17 protein-coding genes are annotated in these 18,009 nt (G+C 43.9%); 11 read left to right on the forward strand and 6 right to left on the reverse strand.

The genetic code is table 11. The features are described 5' to 3' along the window. Positions 1-51: 51 nt before the first annotated feature. From ilvC to ilvA, 8 genes are all read left to right on the forward strand, one after another. Entirely contained in the window at positions 52-1,110 is a 1,059-nt protein-coding gene (gene ilvC, locus GPM24_RS02235) for a ketol-acid reductoisomerase (protein ID WP_158825108.1), read from the forward strand. Positions 1,111-1,243: 133 nt separating this feature from the next. Then, on the forward strand, positions 1,244-2,662 hold the full coding sequence (gene leuC, locus GPM24_RS02240) for a 3-isopropylmalate dehydratase large subunit (RefSeq protein WP_158825109.1): 1,419 nt from the start codon (positions 1,244-1,246) through the stop codon (positions 2,660-2,662). 53 nt (positions 2,663-2,715) lie between these two features. Then, positions 2,716-3,150 carry a GxxExxY protein gene (locus tag GPM24_RS02245; RefSeq protein ID WP_233268711.1) on the forward strand — a complete coding sequence of 145 codons (435 nt, stop codon included), beginning with the start codon at positions 2,716-2,718 and terminating at the stop codon, positions 3,148-3,150. A 15-nt stretch (positions 3,151-3,165) separates the two neighbouring features. Next, positions 3,166-3,756 carry a 3-isopropylmalate dehydratase small subunit gene (gene leuD / locus GPM24_RS02250; protein WP_158825110.1) on the forward strand — a complete coding sequence of 197 codons (591 nt, stop codon included), beginning with the start codon at positions 3,166-3,168 and terminating at the stop codon, positions 3,754-3,756. Between the two features lie 86 nt (positions 3,757-3,842). After that, on the forward strand, positions 3,843-4,931 hold the full coding sequence (leuB, locus tag GPM24_RS02255; protein WP_158826026.1) for a 3-isopropylmalate dehydrogenase: 1,089 nt from the start codon (positions 3,843-3,845) through the stop codon (positions 4,929-4,931). A gap of 31 nt (positions 4,932-4,962) precedes the next feature. Further along, on the forward strand, positions 4,963-5,718 hold the full coding sequence (locus GPM24_RS02260; protein WP_158825111.1) for a class I SAM-dependent methyltransferase: 756 nt from the start codon (positions 4,963-4,965) through the stop codon (positions 5,716-5,718). Between the two features lie 85 nt (positions 5,719-5,803). After that, the gene (locus tag GPM24_RS02265) at positions 5,804-6,970 is read left to right on the forward strand and encodes a 2-isopropylmalate synthase (RefSeq protein ID WP_158825112.1); all 1,167 of its coding nucleotides are present in this window, start codon (positions 5,804-5,806) and stop codon (positions 6,968-6,970) included. A 3-nt stretch (positions 6,971-6,973) separates the two neighbouring features. Further along, positions 6,974-8,224 carry a threonine ammonia-lyase IlvA gene (gene ilvA / locus GPM24_RS02270; RefSeq protein WP_158825113.1) on the forward strand — a complete coding sequence of 417 codons (1,251 nt, stop codon included), beginning with the start codon at positions 6,974-6,976 and terminating at the stop codon, positions 8,222-8,224. Between the two features lie 104 nt (positions 8,225-8,328). Here ilvA and GPM24_RS02275 read toward each other — a convergent pair whose 3' ends face one another. From GPM24_RS02275 to GPM24_RS02290, 4 genes are all read right to left on the reverse strand, one after another. Next, positions 8,329-9,330 carry an ABC transporter ATP-binding protein gene (locus GPM24_RS02275; protein WP_158825114.1) on the reverse strand — a complete coding sequence of 334 codons (1,002 nt, stop codon included), beginning with the start codon at positions 9,328-9,330 and terminating at the stop codon, positions 8,329-8,331. A gap of 74 nt (positions 9,331-9,404) precedes the next feature. Continuing rightward, the gene (locus GPM24_RS02280; protein WP_158825115.1) at positions 9,405-10,271 is read right to left on the reverse strand and encodes an outer membrane beta-barrel protein; all 867 of its coding nucleotides are present in this window, start codon (positions 10,269-10,271) and stop codon (positions 9,405-9,407) included. A gap of 31 nt (positions 10,272-10,302) precedes the next feature. Next, positions 10,303-11,082 (reverse strand): hypothetical protein, encoded by a 780-nt coding sequence (locus GPM24_RS02285; RefSeq protein WP_158825116.1) that lies wholly within the window; start codon positions 11,080-11,082, stop codon positions 10,303-10,305. Continuing rightward, positions 11,066-11,632: an RNA polymerase sigma factor gene (locus GPM24_RS02290; protein ID WP_158826027.1), complete on the reverse strand. Its 567-nt coding sequence runs from the start codon at positions 11,630-11,632 to the stop codon at positions 11,066-11,068. The genes GPM24_RS02285 and GPM24_RS02290 overlap by 17 nt, the downstream gene beginning before the upstream one ends. Before the next feature lie 120 nt (positions 11,633-11,752). Here GPM24_RS02290 and GPM24_RS02295 point away from each other — a divergent pair, with 120 nt between their 5' ends. Then, a complete protein-coding gene (locus GPM24_RS02295) occupies positions 11,753-13,027 on the forward strand; it encodes a metal-dependent hydrolase family protein (RefSeq protein WP_158825117.1) in 1,275 nt (424 codons plus the stop codon). Positions 13,028-13,517: 490 nt separating this feature from the next. On the opposite strand, the gene GPM24_RS02300 is transcribed toward GPM24_RS02295, so the two are convergent. Next, positions 13,518-14,357 carry an alpha/beta hydrolase family protein gene (locus tag GPM24_RS02300; protein WP_158825118.1) on the reverse strand — a complete coding sequence of 280 codons (840 nt, stop codon included), beginning with the start codon at positions 14,355-14,357 and terminating at the stop codon, positions 13,518-13,520. A 4-nt stretch (positions 14,358-14,361) separates the two neighbouring features. Further along, positions 14,362-14,745 carry a DoxX family protein gene (locus GPM24_RS02305; protein ID WP_158825119.1) on the reverse strand — a complete coding sequence of 128 codons (384 nt, stop codon included), beginning with the start codon at positions 14,743-14,745 and terminating at the stop codon, positions 14,362-14,364. A 206-nt stretch (positions 14,746-14,951) separates the two neighbouring features. Here GPM24_RS02305 and hemA point away from each other — a divergent pair, with 206 nt between their 5' ends. Next, a complete protein-coding gene (gene hemA, locus GPM24_RS02310; protein ID WP_158825120.1) occupies positions 14,952-16,178 on the forward strand; it encodes a glutamyl-tRNA reductase in 1,227 nt (408 codons plus the stop codon). 154 nt (positions 16,179-16,332) lie between these two features. Next, entirely contained in the window at positions 16,333-17,907 is a 1,575-nt protein-coding gene (hemC, locus tag GPM24_RS02315) for a hydroxymethylbilane synthase (protein ID WP_158825121.1), read from the forward strand. The last annotated feature ends 102 nt before the right edge of the window (positions 17,908-18,009 follow it).

Raw genomic sequence — 18,009 nt, forward strand, 5'->3', positions numbered from 1 at the left:
CGAACTTAACTAAAACTAAACAATAACTAACAAACCATAACTTAACATAAAATGGCAAAACTAAATTTTGGCGGCACTGAAGAAAACGTAGTAACCCGCGAAGAATTTCCACTATCAAAAGCACAGGATGTATTGAAAGATGAAGTTGTAGCAGTAATCGGTTACGGTGTTCAGGGTCCCGGCCAGGCGCTAAATCAAAAAGACAACGGTATCAATGTGATCGTTGGTCAGCGTAAAAATTCAAAAACTTGGGATAAAGCCGTAGCAGATGGCTTTGTACCTGGCGAAACTTTATTTGAAATTGAAGAAGCACTGGAAAAAGGAACCATTATTTGTTACTTATTAAGTGATGCGGCTCAAATTGAACTTTGGCCAACCGTACAAAAACACTTAACCCCAGGCAAAGCCCTGTACTTCTCTCATGGTTTTGGTATCACCTTTAACGAGCAAACCGGCATTGTTCCACCTGCTGATGTGGACGTGTTCCTGGTAGCGCCTAAAGGTTCTGGCACTTCACTGCGTCGTATGTTTTTACAAGGCCGCGGCTTAAACTCAAGCTTCGCTATTTTCCAAGATGCAACCGGTAAAGCATGGGATCGTGTAATTGCCTTAGGTATTGCTGTAGGTAGCGGTTACCTGTTCGAAACCGATTTCAAAAAAGAAGTATTTAGCGATTTAACCGGCGAGCGTGGTACGCTGATGGGTTGTATCCAAGGTATTTTTGCCGCTCAGTACGATGTTTTACGCAGCAAAGGCCATACCCCATCTGAGGCGTTCAACGAAACGGTTGAAGAGTTAACCCAATCATTGATGCCATTAGTTGCCGAAAACGGTATGGACTGGATGTACGCCAACTGTTCTACCACTGCACAACGCGGTGCGTTAGATTGGTGGAAAAAGTTCCGTGACGCTACCAAACCGGTTTTCGAAGAATTATATGAAAGCGTAGCTACTGGCAAAGAGTCACAACGTTCTATCGACTCTAACAGCCAGCCTGATTATCGCGAAAAACTGAATGAAGAATTAAAAGAATTACGCGAAAGCGAATTATGGCAAGCCGGCAAAACTGTACGCAGTTTACGTCCGGAAAACCAGGAAGTAGAAGCATAAAGCGAATAACATAACTAACAAACTTCTGTCATTTCGACGTTAGGAGAAATCTTTTAGACCTTGCAACTGATAAACAAGCAGCGCGTAAAAGATATTTCGCTATCGTTCGAGATGACATTAGTAATTTAAGAAAATGGGAAAAACACTGTTTGATAAGATTTGGGATGCTCACGTGGTGAGCAGTAAAGAAGGCTTCCCCGATATTTTATACATCGATACACATTTTATACACGAGGTAACCAGTCCGCAGGCTTTTGATGGCTTGCGTCAGCGTGGTTTGCCGGTTTTCCGTCCGCAGCAAACTGTGGCTACGGCCGATCATAACGTACCTACTTGGGATCAGCACCTGCCTATCCGCGAGGAGCTATCCCGCTATCAGGTAGATATGCTCACCAAAAACTGTGCAGAATTTGGCATTGAACTATATGGTCTGGGGCACGAGTATCAGGGCATTGTACACGTAATTGGTCCGGAGCTGGGCATTACCCGTCCGGGTTGTACCTATGTATGTGGTGATAGTCACACCTCAACTCACGGTGCTTTTGGCGCTATTGCCTTTGGTATCGGCACTTCACAGGTAGAACAGGTATTAGCCACCCAATGCTTATTACAGCAGCGCCCTAAACGGATGAAGATTGAAGTGAACGGCCAATTGCAAAAAGGCGTAGGCGCTAAAGACATCATCCTATACATCATCTCACAAATCTCGGCCGCAGGCGGTACCGGGTACTTTGTGGAATATGCCGGCGACACTATTCGCTCGTTGAGCATGGAAGGCCGCATGACCATCTGCAACATGAGCATCGAAATGGGTGCACGCGGTGGTTTAATTGCGCCTGATGAAACTACTTTTGAATATGTAAAAGACCGCGAATTTGCCCCTAAAGGCGAAGAGTGGGACAAAGCATTAGCTTACTGGAAAACTTTGTATTCTGATGAAGATGCCGAGTTTGACAGCGTTTTAAGCTTCAATGCAGAAGATATTGAGCCGATGATTACCTACGGAACCAATCCAGGTATGGGCATCGGTGTTACACAACATGTACCGGCTACAGCAAGCTTTGAACAAAAAGAGCAAGGCTCATACGCCAAAGCATTGAACTACATGGGCTTGCATGATGACGAATCACTGCTGGGTAAACCTATTGATTATGTTTTCATCGGCAGTTGTACCAACTCGCGTATTGAAGATTTACGCCAGGTAGCCGACTTTATTAAGGGCAAGCACAAAGCCGACAACGTAACCGTGTGGGTGGTACCAGGCTCTAAACAAGTACAAAAACAGGCTATTGAAGAAGGCCTGGATAAAATATTTGAAGCTGCAGGCTTCCCATTACGCGAGCCTGGATGCAGCGCTTGCCTGGGCATGAACGAGGATAAAATTCCGGCAGGTAAATACTGCGTATCTACCTCGAACCGCAACTTTGAAGGCCGCCAAGGACCGGATTCACGTACTTTCCTGGCTAGCCCGCTTACTGCTGCTGCGGCAGCGATTACAGGTCGGGTAACTGATATTAGAGAGTTATTACAAGAGGAGTTAGAAATCGTCTGAACCGGAATTTAAAAAATTAAGATAATTAACCGAATTGAATTCCTTATAACAAAGTGAGCACCATCAAAAGAACACCTCAAGAATTTAATGATTGCACAAGTGCGATTATTGGCTCTGCAATGCGTGTTCATGCTACATTGGGGAATGGTTTTCAAGAGGTAATTTATCAAAGGGCACTAGAAATTGAAATGAGTTTAGCTGGACTTAGCTTTACTCGTGAAATGGAAATGCCTATTTTTTATAGAGAAGAGCTTATTGGCACCCGACGTGTCGACTTCTTTGTGGAAGGGGAAATTATGGTTGAACTTAAAGCGTTGATACATTTAGAAGACGTTCACTTAGCTCAAGCATTAAATTACCTGGAAGCTTATCAGGTAAGAACAGGTTTGCTGATAAACTTTGGAAGCAATAGCTTACAGTTCAAACGACTATTTAATAAGAAGATTAACCCGAATTTACTGAATTCTATCAATTCAATAAATTCATAAATTCCGGTTCAGACAATGACCAAAATATTCAAACACGTACAAACCTCGGTAGTACCCCTGCCGATTGAAAATATAGATACCGACCAGATTATTCCTGCCCGGTTCCTGAAAGCCACTACCCGCGAGGGTTTTGGCGACAACCTGTTTCGCGATTGGCGCTTTGACAACAACAATCAGCCTAAACAGGATTTTGTATTGAACAATCCTACGTACTCGGGTAAGATACTGGTAGCAGGCAAAAACTTTGGCTGCGGTAGCAGTCGTGAACATGCTGCCTGGGCCATTGCCGATCATGGTTTTGATGTAGTTGTAAGCAGCTTTTTTGCTGATATTTTTAAAGGTAACGCGCTAAACAACGGATTGCTTCCGGTACAGGTAAGCGATGAGTTTCTGAAAAAGATTTTTGACGCAGTTTATGCTGATGCCAATACACAGGTTGAAGTTGATCTGGAAAACCAAATCATCAAATTAGCCAATACCGGCGAGCAGGAAAGCTTTGATATTAACCCGTACAAAAAAGCTTGCTTAATTAATGGCTATGATGATATTGACTACATTTTAAGCAACCGCCAAAAGGTAGAAGAATACGAAGAAAATAGATTTTAGTAGTCAGTTATGTGTTGCCGGTTGTGAGATTAATTACTGCCGATAATACACAACTGATAACCGACAACCAAAACATACAAATGGGTATCAAGAAACATATTTTAGTTATCCCTGGTGACGGCATTGGCCCCGAGGTTACAACCTGGGGCAAAGCCGTTTTACAGCAGATAGCCACCGAATACGGACACGAATTTACTTTTGACGAGGCGCTGATGGGCCATGTTGCTATTGAAGCTACTGGGAACCCCTTGCCTGATGAAACTTTAGAAAAAGCTAGAGCCAGCGACGCTATATTATTTGGTGCGGTTGGCCATGCCAAATACGATAACGATCCGTCGGCTAAAGTACGCCCTGAGCAGGGATTGCTGAAAATCCGTAAAGAACTGGGCTTGTATGCCAACCTGCGCCCCATCATGCTATTTGATGAACTTCTGGATGCATCCAGCTTAAAGCCTGAAGTATTACGCGGTACCGATATCCTGTTTTTCCGCGAACTGACCGGCGATGTATACTTTGGCGAAAAGAAACGGAGCGAAGACCGCAATACGGCATCAGACCTGATGATTTATCACCGCTACGAAGTTGAGCGTATTGCCACTAAGGCCTTTGAAGCGGCCAGCGCCCGTAACAAGCGTTTATGCTCTGTAGATAAAGCCAACGTACTGGAAGCTTCACGCTTGTGGCGCGAGGTAGTACAGGAACTGGCTAAGCAATACCCTGATGTAGAGACTGAGCACATGTTTATTGACAATGCTGCCATGCAGCTGGTTAAAAACCCTAAAAAGTTCGACGTGGTATTAACGGCTAACCTGTTTGGTGATATCCTGACTGACGAAGCTTCGCAAATTGCAGGTTCTATGGGTATGCTAGCCTCTGCATCTGTAGGTGATGGCACCGGCTTTTTTGAACCTATTCACGGTTCGGCACATGATATTGCAGGTCAGAACAAAGCTAATCCGCTGGCCTCTATCCTATCTGTAGCCTTGATGTTAGAAATCAGCTTCGGTTTAAAAGATGAAGCAAAACGCATAACATCGGCCATAGATCAGGCATTAAAAGATGGTTACCGTACTGGTGATATTGCCGATGCCAACACTGATAAAAGTAAAATATTGGGTACTGATGCCATGGGGCAAAAAATATTAGAATACTTAAAGCAACCGGTATTATCCTAAATAAATAATCATAATCCATAAATCAACGCTTATGAAATGGAACGCTGAATTATATGATGATAAACATGCCTTTGTTTTCCAGTTCGGTGAAAACGTACTGGAACTGCTGAATGTACAACCCGGTGAACGGGTATTGGACATTGGCTGCGGCACGGGGTATCTCACTCAGCAAATCCAAAATCAAGGTGGCGTTGCAAAAGGCACAGATTATTCGCCCGAAATGATTGCGCAGGCTAAAGCCAACTACCCTGATGTTGATTTTGCAGTTGAGGATGCAGCCAATTTTACGGTAAACGAACCATTTGATGCTGTCTTTTCAAACGCAGCCTTACATTGGATACATAACAAGGACGGCCTGATGCAATCTGTTTACAATGCACTGAGACCCGGAGGCCGCTTTGTGGCCGAGATGGGTGGAAAGGGCAATGTAGATCAACTAATCGCAGCAACTCAACAAGTGTTGATACAACATGGCTATACCGAGCAAGCCAAAACGAAAATCTGGTATTTCCCGTCATTAGGTGAATATACCAGCCGGTTAGAAAGTCACGGGTTCCGGGTAACATTTGCTGTTCATTTTGATCGTAAAACACCTTTAAAGGATGGCGACCAAGGCGTAACCAAATGGATTAAAATGTTCGGTTCGCAATATTTTGCCGGGATACCGGAAACCGAGCAGCAACAGATATTAGAAGAAATTACCGACATACTGGAACCGCATTACAACGAAAGCGGCCAGTGGTATGCCGATTATAAGAGATTAAGATTTATAGCAGTAAAAGAGTAACCGGTGTTCAATGGCCAGTGATCAGACTTTCATATCCGGAACCAGACCACCGTTCACCCAACACCGAAATAAAAACAAAAGAACTATGTTACACGATCCAAACCGAGTTTACGTATTTGACACCACCCTGCGTGATGGTGAGCAGGTACCGGGCTGCCAGTTAACCACGCCTGAAAAGATTGAAATAGCGCGCGAACTGGAAGCGCTGGGCGTTGACATTATTGAGGCCGGTTTCCCGGTTTCAAGTCCCGGCGATTTCCAGAGTGTTGTGGAAATTTCTAAAGCCGTAAAAAATCCAACTGTATGTGCCCTTACCCGTGCCCATAAAGGAGATATTGATGCCGCTGTTGAGGCTTTGCAATATGCTAAGCATCCACGCATCCATACCGGTATTGGCTCGTCGGATATGCACATCAAGCATAAATTCAATAGCACTCGTGAAGAGATTTTAGAACGTGCGGTAGATGCCGTTAAATACGCCAAAAAATCAGTAGAAGATATAGAGTTTTATGCCGAGGATGCTGGCAGGGCCGATATTGAGTTTCTGGCCAAAATGGTTGAAGCCGTTATAGCAGCCGGTGCTACCGTAGTTAATATTCCTGACACCAACGGTTATTGCCTGCCCGACCAATACGGCAGTAAAATCCGCTTTTTGAAAGAGAACGTAAAAAATATTGATCAGGCTATTATCTCTGTACATTGCCATAACGATTTGGGCCTGGCTACTGCCAACTCGGTTGCCGGTTTGCAAAACGGTGCCCGTCAAATTGAAGGTACGATCAATGGTATTGGCGAACGTGCGGGTAATACTTCTATTGAAGAAGTAGTAATGATCCTGAAAACCCACCAAACGCTGGGCCTGCATACCAACATTAACACCCAAAGCTTCTACGAACTAAGCCGCATGATTAGCACCCAAATGCGCATGCCGGTACAGCCTAATAAAGCTATTGTAGGCAGCAATGCTTTTGCACACAGTTCGGGCATTCACCAGGATGGCTTCCTGAAAAACCGCGAAAATTACGAAATCATTCGCCCCGAAGATGTGGGCTTCCCGAGCGCCAGCATTGTGCTTACCGCACGTAGCGGTCGCCATGCGCTGAAATATCATTTGGAGCGTTTGGGCCATAGCTTAGATAAAGAAGAACTAGCCAGTGTTTACCACGAATTTTTGAAACTGGCAGATAGCAAATTGAACATTGATGATAACGACCTGCTGGGTTTAGTAGCATATCGTTTGGTAAAACAATAATAGATGGATACCGAAACTAATATGCAGCTCGACTTTGCGTTGGCTAAGGAGCGTTTGAGCGGAGTTGTTCGTCGTACCCCGCTGGAATTTAACCAGGGGCTGTCTGACAAGTACGAGTGCGAAGTATACTTAAAGCGCGAGGACATGCAGGTGGTGCGCTCGTACAAACTGCGTGGCGCTTACAATATGATTAGCCAGTTGGATGAGCAGCAACGGCAACGCGGCGTGGTTTGTGCCAGTGCGGGCAATCATGCGCAGGGTGTAGCCTTTTCATGCAAAAGACTGGGCATTAAAGGCGTTATTTTTATGCCCGAAATTACTCCCAAGCAAAAGGTAAAGCAAACCCAAATGTTCGGCAACGGCTTTGTAGAGATTGTATTAACCGGCGATACTTTTGATGATTGTTTGCAAGAAGCCCTGGCTTACACCGAGGCGCATGAAATGACTTTTATCCCACCGTTTGATAACTACCGTATCATGGAAGGTCAGGGTACCGTAGGTGTTGAAATTTTGGAAGACGAGCCTGATACTGATGTAGTAATCATGCCCGTAGGCGGTGGCGGCTTAGCGGCCGGTACCGGCACTTATTTAAAGCAGGTTAATCCCAACATTAAGTTAATAGGCATTGAGCCCGAGGGTGCGCCATCAATGGCAGAAGCCATTCGGCGAGGCCAGCCTTATACCCTATCGCAGATTAACCGATTTGTAGATGGCGCCGCAGTAAGACGCGTAGGCCATCTTACTTTTCAAATATGCAGCGAAATATTGGATGACATGCTATCAGTGCCCGAAGGTAAGGTTTGCACTACCATTCTAAAGCTTTACAATGAAGATGCTATTGTGGTAGAACCAGCAGGTGCCTTATCAGTAGCCGCATTAGATTTGGTTAAAGAGCAGATTAAAGGGAAAAAAGTGGTTTGCGTTATTAGTGGTGGTAACAATGATATCGACCGCATGGGCGAGATCAAAGAGCAATCATTATTGTATGAAGGATTGAAACATTACTTCATCGTACGCTTTCCACAACGCCCAGGCGCTTTAAAGCTATTTGTAAGCAGTGTGCTGGGCCCTCATGATGATATTACCCGTTTTGAATTTATTAAAAAAACCGAACGTGAACGTGGCCCGGCTCTGGTAGGTATCGAACTTAAATCGGCAGACGATTACCCTGACCTGATGCAACGCATGGAAGCGCACCGCTTTGATGTAATTGAAGTAAACCGCGACCAGACGCTGTTTGAATACCTGGTATAGACTTTAGAGCCAGGAGCTAAGAAACAAGAGCCAAGAATTTTGCCTATTTATAGTAAGAAAGTGGTAAATCCGGGCTTTTGTTTCTTGTTTCCTGGCTCTATCCCTTAGAACTCTAAAAATTGATGCACTTCTACGTGCACGTGGCTATAATTGTCAAATTTGCCAACCTCGCGATTAATTAAGTGCAATTCAATAGGGCCATATTCTACCGATATTTCTTCGTATGCGCCTTTAAACCGTATTTCTTTAACAGCCCAATCTATGCGTTTGCCACTGCTCATAGCCTCGGCCCACTCTGGATAAATCACTACCTGATCTTTTTTCGCCTTAATGCCTAATACACGCGCTTCTTCTCGTAACAGTACGTTACAATTGGTAAGCAAGCGGGCGGTATACAGGTTCTGTGGCGTTTGATACAATACTTTTGGCAAACCTGCCTCCAGTATCTCACCATCCTTCAATACCACCAGTTCATCAGCCATAGATAACACCTCGGCCGGATCATGCGATACAATAATTACCGTTAAACTCGTTTCGCGCACTATGTGGCGAATATCCTGCTGCAAGCCATCTCTAAAAGTAGTATCCACCTGGTTAAAAGGTTCGTCCAGTAACAACACATCGGGCTGGGTAACCAGCGCACGGGCAATGGCCACACGCTGCTTTTCGCCACCACTCAGGCTAAACACTTTTTGCTGGGCCAGATGCAGCATGTTTAATTGCTTTAGCACCCGCTCTGTTTTTTCCTGCTTGGCTTTGATATCGGTATTTGGCAAAAGCACAGCAATATTATCCCAAACTTTGGCGTACAAGTTCAAATCATCGGTGTGCTGGGTAACCATCTTCATGGCATCATGGCCAGGAATCAACTTTTCTTCCGGTCCCCATACCCGTTCGCCTTTAAATTGGACTTCGCCGCTATCAGGAGTCAATAAACCGAATAATAAGCGCAGCAATGTACTTTTGCCGCTGCCGCTTTGCCCTATAATGGCGGTTATTTTTCCGGGTTGTATATTGAGATAAGCTTTTTTGATACCAGCCTGCTGGTTGCCGGGAAATATCTTACTAACAGCTTTGGCTTGTAAAAAAGAAGAAGAGTTTGCCATTGCGCAAAGATATACAAAAGCACAAAAGGCCACTTGTAAAGGCAGCCTTTGTTATGCACATATATGTTAATTGACTAGAAACCAAAAGTAAGTCCGACTGATAAGTTTTTCAAGCCTTTTTGCATCGGACTATTTTCAAACATATCATTGAAGTAGTATTTGGCAAACAAGCCGGTAAAGCCGTAACCTACACGGGCAAATACACCATAACGTACTTTGGCGAAATGAAAATCGTCATTAAATTTTTGTTTGCCGTTTTCATCACTAATTTGCTTTACACGGCCATTCAGTAAGATACCGATGTCTGGTCCGCCGGTTATGTGAAAACGCTTGCCATCATCATTCACATGGCTCCGCCAGTCGAAAGTAAGCGGGATGCGCAAGTAGCTGGAAGTAAACCGGTTTTTGCTGTAATCGATATTATCCTGACGATAAGTTAACACCGGCTGGTCTTCCAAAATGGTAATGTTTTCGCGTAAGCGGATGTGTGTCCAATCAAACCCGGCAGACAAATAAATACGGAAAGCACTATTAAAACGGTAACCTGCCTGAAACACATCAAAGCCTACGTTGCTGCTTTTCCAGGAACGGTAGCGCAAAAAGTTATTTTGTGGTGATAAAGTAAAGCTGCCATTATCAACTAAAGTAGCCAGCCCCAAATCAAAACGGGCAAAGGTTACCCCCCATGAAAAACCGGGTGCTTTGGACACTTCTTTAATAGTATCCCTGCGGTTTACTGATATCGAGTTTGAATCTTCACCCTGACCGAAAGAGAACTTAAACCCTTTTCTTTTTGATTTAACGGTATCTGTTCTAACTTGTATGGTATCGCCTTTATCGTTGGTAACCACTGTGGTACTGGTAGTTGTTTTGGTAACGGTTTGTGCAAACACACCGCTGGCCGCTGCGCAAAGTATGGCAGTAAAGAGTAAGCGTTTCATGTAACTATGTATTTAGATTGAGAAGTATATTTTATTTTTCTTTTTTCACTTTAATAATGCCCAGGTTCACGCCGGTAATTGTGGCCTCATCATCATCGGTGTTGCTAAACTCAATAACTTTGTCCTCGCGTTTATCCACTTTAGCCACTACCACGTTAATCAAATCGCCAAAAGAATGAATACCATGCTTTTTGGCTGGCTTTTTAGTTTGTGGATTTACACTTTCGGGCACCGATGCCAGGGTATTAACAACTTTAGGCTGAATAGTTTCTACCTCGTCCGATTTTATGGTAAGCTGCACATCTGGCAGCACAGGTTGCATTTTAACCGGTTCTTTAACTACTGCTAGTTGTTCGGGTTGGGTGATTAAAGGTTCAGTCACCGCAGTTGTATTAGTCGCTTTTTCAATGGTAACAACTTTATGCATTTTAACAATAGATTTTGGCATCCGGTTCCTTACCATTTTACTAACCGGAATAATCTGTTCCTGTATCACTTCAGATGCTTTAGTTTCTTTTACATCTTCCTTAACCACTGGCTCTTTAACTGGCTTTACCACCTGTGTACTGGCTATCGTATTACTTGCCTTGGTATTTGTGCTATTACTAAACTTGGTAACGGCGAACCAAGTACCTGCTGCTAGTACAACAATTACACTAGCGGCAATACGCAGCATTGGTATTACGCTGCTTTTTTTACGCTCACCTAATTCGGCAGCAATATTATTCCACACATGCGCATCAGGCTCCACTTCTAACCCGTTCAGCTTACTGCGAAACAGATTATCAAATTCGTTATCTTGCATATTCATATTGCTTTGCCTCCAGTTGTTCAATTTTTTGTTTTAACAGGGTGCGTGCTCTTGACAATTGCGATTTGGATGCCCCTTCGGTAATACCGGCCATTTCGGCTATTTCTTTGTGCGAATAACCTTCAATGGCATACAGGTTAAACACCATCCGGTAACCATCGGGCAAACCTTGTATTAACGCCATCAGATCGTTAGCCTCTAATTTGGCGGCAGCCACCGGATTTACTGATTGCTCATAACCGCTTTCTTCCATGTCTACCATCTGCATTTTGTGATGCTTGCGGTAATATTCAATAGCGCTATGTACCATAATGCGGCGCATCCATCCTTCAAAGCTCCCTTCGCCCCTAAAATCATTTATCTTTTGAAACACCCTTACAAATCCGTTTTGCAGCATATCTTCGGCTTCCATTTTATCTACGGCATAGCGTAAACAAACGGCCAGCATTTTCGAAGCAAATTGTTTGTACAGCAGTTCCTGCGCCTTGCGGTCGGCTGCTTTACATTTTACAATCAGATCTTCGGTTGAAAGTTTATGCTTTAAAAACATCATTTGTAAGTAAGATGAAGCATTGTAAAGAATGGTTGCATCACTTTGTAAATATTTTTTTACTGATGCTAAAGATAATTGATTAAGCGATACGCCATGATGTTTATATCTTTAAGCGTTATGAGAAAAACGGCTTTATCATTACTATTCATTATACTGTTTACCAACTCCCTGTTGGCACAAAAGCAACGTACAGATACATACACTCTGTTAAAGCCCGACCGCGTATTTGACGGGCAACAGCTGCATACTAACTGGCAAGTGCTGGTAAAAGGCAATCATATTGAAGCAGCAGGCCCAGCCTCATCTATACAAGCCCCCGCTGATGCCAAAACGATTGATTTGAAAGGCATGACTTTAATGCCGGGGATGATTGAAGGGCACTCCCACCTCTTCTTGCATCCTTATAATGAAGTTAGCTGGAACGACCAAGTACTTACCGAAAGCCGTGCCGAGCGTACTGCCCGCGCCGTAAACCATGCCCGCGAAACGCTGATGGCCGGCTTTACCAGCGTACGTGATTTAGGAACAGAAGGTGCCGCTTATGATGATGCCGGCTTAAAACAGGCTATCAATAAAGGCATCATATTAGGTCCGCGTATGCAGGTGGCTACAAGGGCAATTGTGGCTACTGGTAGCTACGGCCCTAAAAGCAGTGTGGCCGAAACCACCTTGCCGCAAGGTGCTGAAGAAGCCGACGGCGTAGACGGTTTAACCCGCGCCATACGTTCGCAAATAGGTCATGGTGCTGATGTAATTAAACTGTATGCTGATTACCGTTGGGGTGCGAATAACACTGCTGCACCTACTTTTACTTTGGATGAACTAAAACTGGCTGTACAGGTAGCTGGTAGCAGCGGCCGCTTTGTAGTAGTACATTCCAGCACTGAAGAAGGTATGCGACGCGCCACGCTGGCAGGCGTACGCACCATTGAGCATGGGGACGCGGGTACGCCCACAGTATTTAAGCTGATGAAAGAACACAACGTAGCATTTTGCCCTACCCTGGCAGCAGGCGAAGCTATTGCCATGTATAGCGGCTGGAAAAAAGGCACCGACCCGGAGCCGCAACGCCTGAAAGATAAACGCACTACCTTTACCCAAGCCTTAAAAGCCGGCGTAACCATTTGCTTTGGCGGCGATGTTGGTGTATTTACGCATGGTGACAATGCCCGCGAATTATTACTGATGGTAGATTACGGGATGAAACCTATTGCTGCCCTGCAATCGGCCACGGCCATTAATGCAGATGTGTTTGGCTTACGGAACTTAGGCAACGTTAAAGCTGGTTATCTGGCCGATTTAATTGCGATGGAAGGTAATCCGGTTGAAGATATTAAAGCGGTGAAAGCTGTAAGGTTGGTGATGAAGGATGGGGTGATTGTGAAGGAGTAGTTTTTCTTTGTGCTGCTATTGTTAGAGTTTGTGCTGTTAGTTTAACATCTTGTAGTGGCTCTTTACTTAAGCTAGTCTGCTCATTGCCGCAGGGGCTACTTACTTTGTCATAGCCACAAAGTAAGCAAAAGGCCTAGCTCTCGCGATCCCCTGGCTGCCCTAATGCCCAACGCTGGCCCGGGCGCGATAGCGGGCCTCTGCGCTGCTCTTTGCTTTTTCCTCCTTCTTTTTCATTCAACATAAAGCACTATCAGAACTAACCAAACAAAAAAGAATCGGCATTCAGCTTCTTTCGGTAGCTACTGACTTAAGTACAAATATTGTCTTGAGTAGAAAGAAGGTGCGGCCGAGAGGTTTCTTTTTGATTACTTTTTCTTTTCCGGTAAAATAAAAAGTAACATCCACAAGCTGTGGTTACCATACATCCCTATCCTAACGAAGAATAACAGGAAGTTAAAGCACAAACCAAAAATATACCACTATGCCTAAATCACAAACTTCCCGTCTCCAAAAAGCCTACCACCTTTTTACATAAATCATGTAGCGTAGCTGGTAACTCATGACCGGTGTACGGATGCGAACCGCCAAAAACATGGTCGGCATTGGGCATAATGAGTAGCTGCGCGTTGGGTTGCATAGCTTTCAATTCATGCGCCTGACTGATAGGCACAGTTGGATCGGCAGTTCCATGGATAAGCAGCCACGGCTGTTGCACATCGACAGCACGAGCCAATACGTTAAGGCGACCGGGATTGCGGTCTAAATCATCCAGCAGTGACACCTTAATTGGCATTTGCTGCCCGGTACGGTGATTAGGAAAGTACATCACGCCCATGGTGCGCCACTGTTGTTCGGCTTGTGATGGCCATAAATTTCTGAAGGTACCTACTGAAGCCATGGTAATCAGTTTACTTATACGGTCATCCTCAGCTGCTTTAATAATACTAATGCCGCCGCCCATGCTATGCCCCATTAAAATAACCGATGGTGCAACTGGTATTACCGATCCACTGGTAACAAAATCAATTACAAACTTCAAATCGTCCAGCTCTATGGTAAAGGTATTTTCACTAAAGGCAATCAAGTCGGCAAAATCAACGGGCTGTTCTGGCGTAGTACCATTGTGCGAAAAGTTGAATTTGAGTAACCGGTAGTCATGCTCGGCAAAATAATGGGCAAGTAAGTGGTGTGTACCCCAATCTTTAAAACCTTTAAAGCCATGCACAAAAATAATAAGCGGTGCATATGGCTTGGCGTCATCAAATGTTAAATCGGCCAGCATGGCGCGACCTTTTGAGCCGGGTATAATGAAATTATTTGTTCTAATCATACAGTTAACGATAATCGGGCTTGGTATGCCACCAAGCCCATAGCATAAGTACTGGTTGTAGTAGTAAACGTATCCAAGCTACAAATGGTGTTACCTTTATACTGCCTAATTGCATGGGTGCTTGCAATAGCATAGTAATATGCACCGGTAAAAATGTGGCCAGCATCAAAACAATAAGCCATGCGCCCCATTTGCGCGTAGGTTTAAATATCAGCATTAGGCCAAACATCACTTCACAAACACCGGCCAATATATTAAGTGTGTAATGAAAAGGCAGGTAATCAGGTATAATGCGGATATAGCCGACGGGATGTATAAAATGGTTAATACCAGCAGCTATGTAACCTATAATGAGAATCAATAAGCTTATTCGTTTAAGAATAGTCATAAATAAAATGTTAAGTATTTATGGTGATAGTATGACCAAAGTGTATCAATGGCTCGCTACATTTGGCGGTTGAAAAACTAAATGTTAGATGTAAAGACTTTATTTATAAGCATTCTAAATTACTGCGTTTGACAAAGGCTTGACAGTGCAAGCTATTAAATGATAGTAATTTTGTGGGATAAAGTTTTGTTAAAATATATACTGCTTTGAAGTATTTAAAGGTTATAGCTTTTACGCACAAACAGATTGAATTGAAGGAGTTGGGCAAGTTGGTAATCTGTCAGGAAAATCTGACCGAGAAACTTCAGCTGGCACAAAAACATTTTGATATTCCTGAGTTATTCTATTTGTCTACCTGTAACCGGGTAGAGTTTGTAATGGCTACTTCACAACCGGTTGATAAAGCTTTTGCACAGCAGTTTTTACAACACTTAAGTATAGGCCTTTGCCCATACTACATGAATACCTTCATCGACGCAGCCTCTATTTATGAAAACCAGGATGCGCTGAACCACCTGTTAAGAACATCTTGCTCATTGGAAAGTTTAGTAGTTGGCGAAAAAGAAATTTTAGCACAATTGCGTAAAGCTTACGAAAGCTGCCGTGAAGCCGGCTTAACCGGCGATTACCTGCGTATGGTGATGAGCTGCGTAGTAAAAACCGCTAAAGAGGTTTATACACATACTGCCATATCTCGCAATCCAATATCAGTTGTATCTTTAGCTTACCGTAAGTTAAAAGAACTGAAACAATGCTCTAATTCACGAGTGCTGATTATTGGTGCTGGCGAAACTAACCGCAACATTTCCAAATATCTTCAAAAGCATAAATACTCAAACTTCGCAGTATTTAACCGTACGTTGGCCAATGCCCAATCCCTGGCAACCGATTTGAACGGCGAGGCTTATGATTTGGAAGCGTTAAAAACGTATGATAAAGGTTTTGATGTAATTATTACCTGTACATCAGCAACACAGCCTATCATCACGCCCGAGATTTATCAAACGCTGTTAAACGGCGAAACCTGCCGCAAAACCATTGTTGACCTGGCTATTCCTAATGATACTGCCCCCGAAATTTTGGAGCAATACCCGGTAAACTTTATTGAAGTAAATTCACTAAACGAGATTGCCAAAAAGAATTTGCAAGAACGCTACCAGGAACTGGTTCATGCCGAAAGAATCATCACCCAAAACATAGAAGAGTTTTTACCTCTTTTAAAACAACGCCGCATTGAAGTAGCTATGCGCCAGGTGCCTGAAAAAATCAAAGAAATTAAGCACAAGGCACTCAATACTGTTTTTGCTGATGAAGTGAACAGCCTGGACGAGCAATCGCGCGAGATATTGGAAAAGGTAATTAATTACATGGAGAAAAAATACATCAGCGTTCCCATGGTGATGGCTAAAGAAATTCTGATCAACAATAATTAATATAACATACCAAAAGAGACACCGTAACAGGTGTCTCTTTTGGTATATACCCGTTGTGTAAGTACTTATAAGTCAATTAATCTTCACATTCTGATAAATATTCCCAAAAACACCTGCTAAAGCTTAAATTTGCGCTGCAAACAATTAAGTACCCTTGGACAGGAAAATTATTATCGGAACCCGCGGCAGCGAATTAGCCTTATGGCAAGCCAATTTTGTTAAAGACAGTTTAGCAGATATCGGTATAAGCGCCGAATTGAAAATCATTAAAACGCAGGGTGACCGTATCCTGAACCTAAGCCTCGATAAACTGGAAGGCAAAGGCTTTTTTACCAAGGAACTGGAAGAAGAATTGATAGCCGGTAAAATTGATTTGGCGGTACACTCGCACAAAGACTTACCTACCGAGCATCCACCAGGATTAATCATTGCAGCAGTTTCAGAACGGGAAGATCCGGCTGAGCTGTTGTTGATATTAAAAGATTGTGTGGATGTGCGCCAGAAGCTATCTGTTAAATTTGGTGGTACAGTTGGCACCTCATCTAACCGCCGCAAGGCGCAGTTATTAGCGTTGCGCCCGGATTTGGAAATGGACGATTTGCGCGGTAACGTACCCACCCGTATTGGTAAATTGCGCAGCGAAAATTATGATGCCATTATGCTGGCCAAAGCCGGTGTAAAACGTTTGGGTATCGATTTAAGCGAATTTCATGTGGAGGAATTAAAGCCTACCGAATTTGTACCGGCTCCGGCACAAGGAGCACTGGCTATACAGATACGGGAAAACGACAAAGATTTGTATACCATTTTGCAGCAGCTGCATCATCCCGAAGTGGCCGAAGCTTTATCCATTGAACGCCAGGTACTCAAAATGTTTGGTGGTGGTTGCCATATGCCGTTAGGCTGTTACTGCACCAAGCAAGATGACACTTACCATGTATTTACCTCGAAGGCCGACAGTGATGAGGATTTACCTGATCGCTTATATATTAACACGCCTTCATTGGACGGCTTGGCCGAACATATTGTGTCTTATTTTAGCAAAGACCGTAAAATTGCCGACAAGGTTTTTATCTCTCGTGATCTGCCACCATCCAGCTACTTCCGCAGGGTGTTACAAAAACATGGTATAGAGGTTGAAGCGCGTTCGCTGATTCGTACGGTGCCCATCATGACCATACTAAATCCTTACATTTTACAGGATGTGGATTGGGTGTTTTTTACCAGCAAAAATGCGGTTGAATACTTTTTTGAACTGAAGCCGAAATTTGTAAAACAAGTAAAGTTTGGCGTAATAGGCAGCGGTTCTGAAGATATGCTACGTCGCCAGGGGCACTTTGCCGATTATGTGGGTGATAATGTAGATACTGCTATTGTAGCCAAGGAGTTTGCTTGTGTGGCCAACGGTACCACTGTACTTTTCCCAGGTGCCGAAAGCCCGATGCGTAGCATCCACCAGGCATTATCTGCCGAAACTAAAATAATTGACTTGCCGGTTTATGCCACTATGCGCGAAGAAGTGGCCTGCGGGTCAACTGCTGACGTGCTGGTGTTTACCAGCCCATCAAACGCTGAAGCTTACTTTAAAGATAACCTGCTCGATTTGAATCAAAAGGTTGTTGCCATCGGCAAATCAACCGGTAAAAAACTCGACGAATTGAATATTCCTTACAAGCTGCCTTTCTCGCCCGACGAAGTTGGACTGGCCGAGGCAGTGTTTGGACTTTAACGGCCTACTTAAACCCTCCCAGCAGGGAGGGCTTTTTGTTTAAGGCTATATTTTTATTAATCATTTAATTTTTCAAGTTCTCCCAAACCGGGAGAATTTAGG

The sequence above is a fragment of the Mucilaginibacter lacusdianchii genome, assembly GCF_009770985.1.
In the GTDB taxonomy this organism is placed as follows: domain Bacteria; phylum Bacteroidota; class Bacteroidia; order Sphingobacteriales; family Sphingobacteriaceae; genus Mucilaginibacter; species Mucilaginibacter lacusdianchii.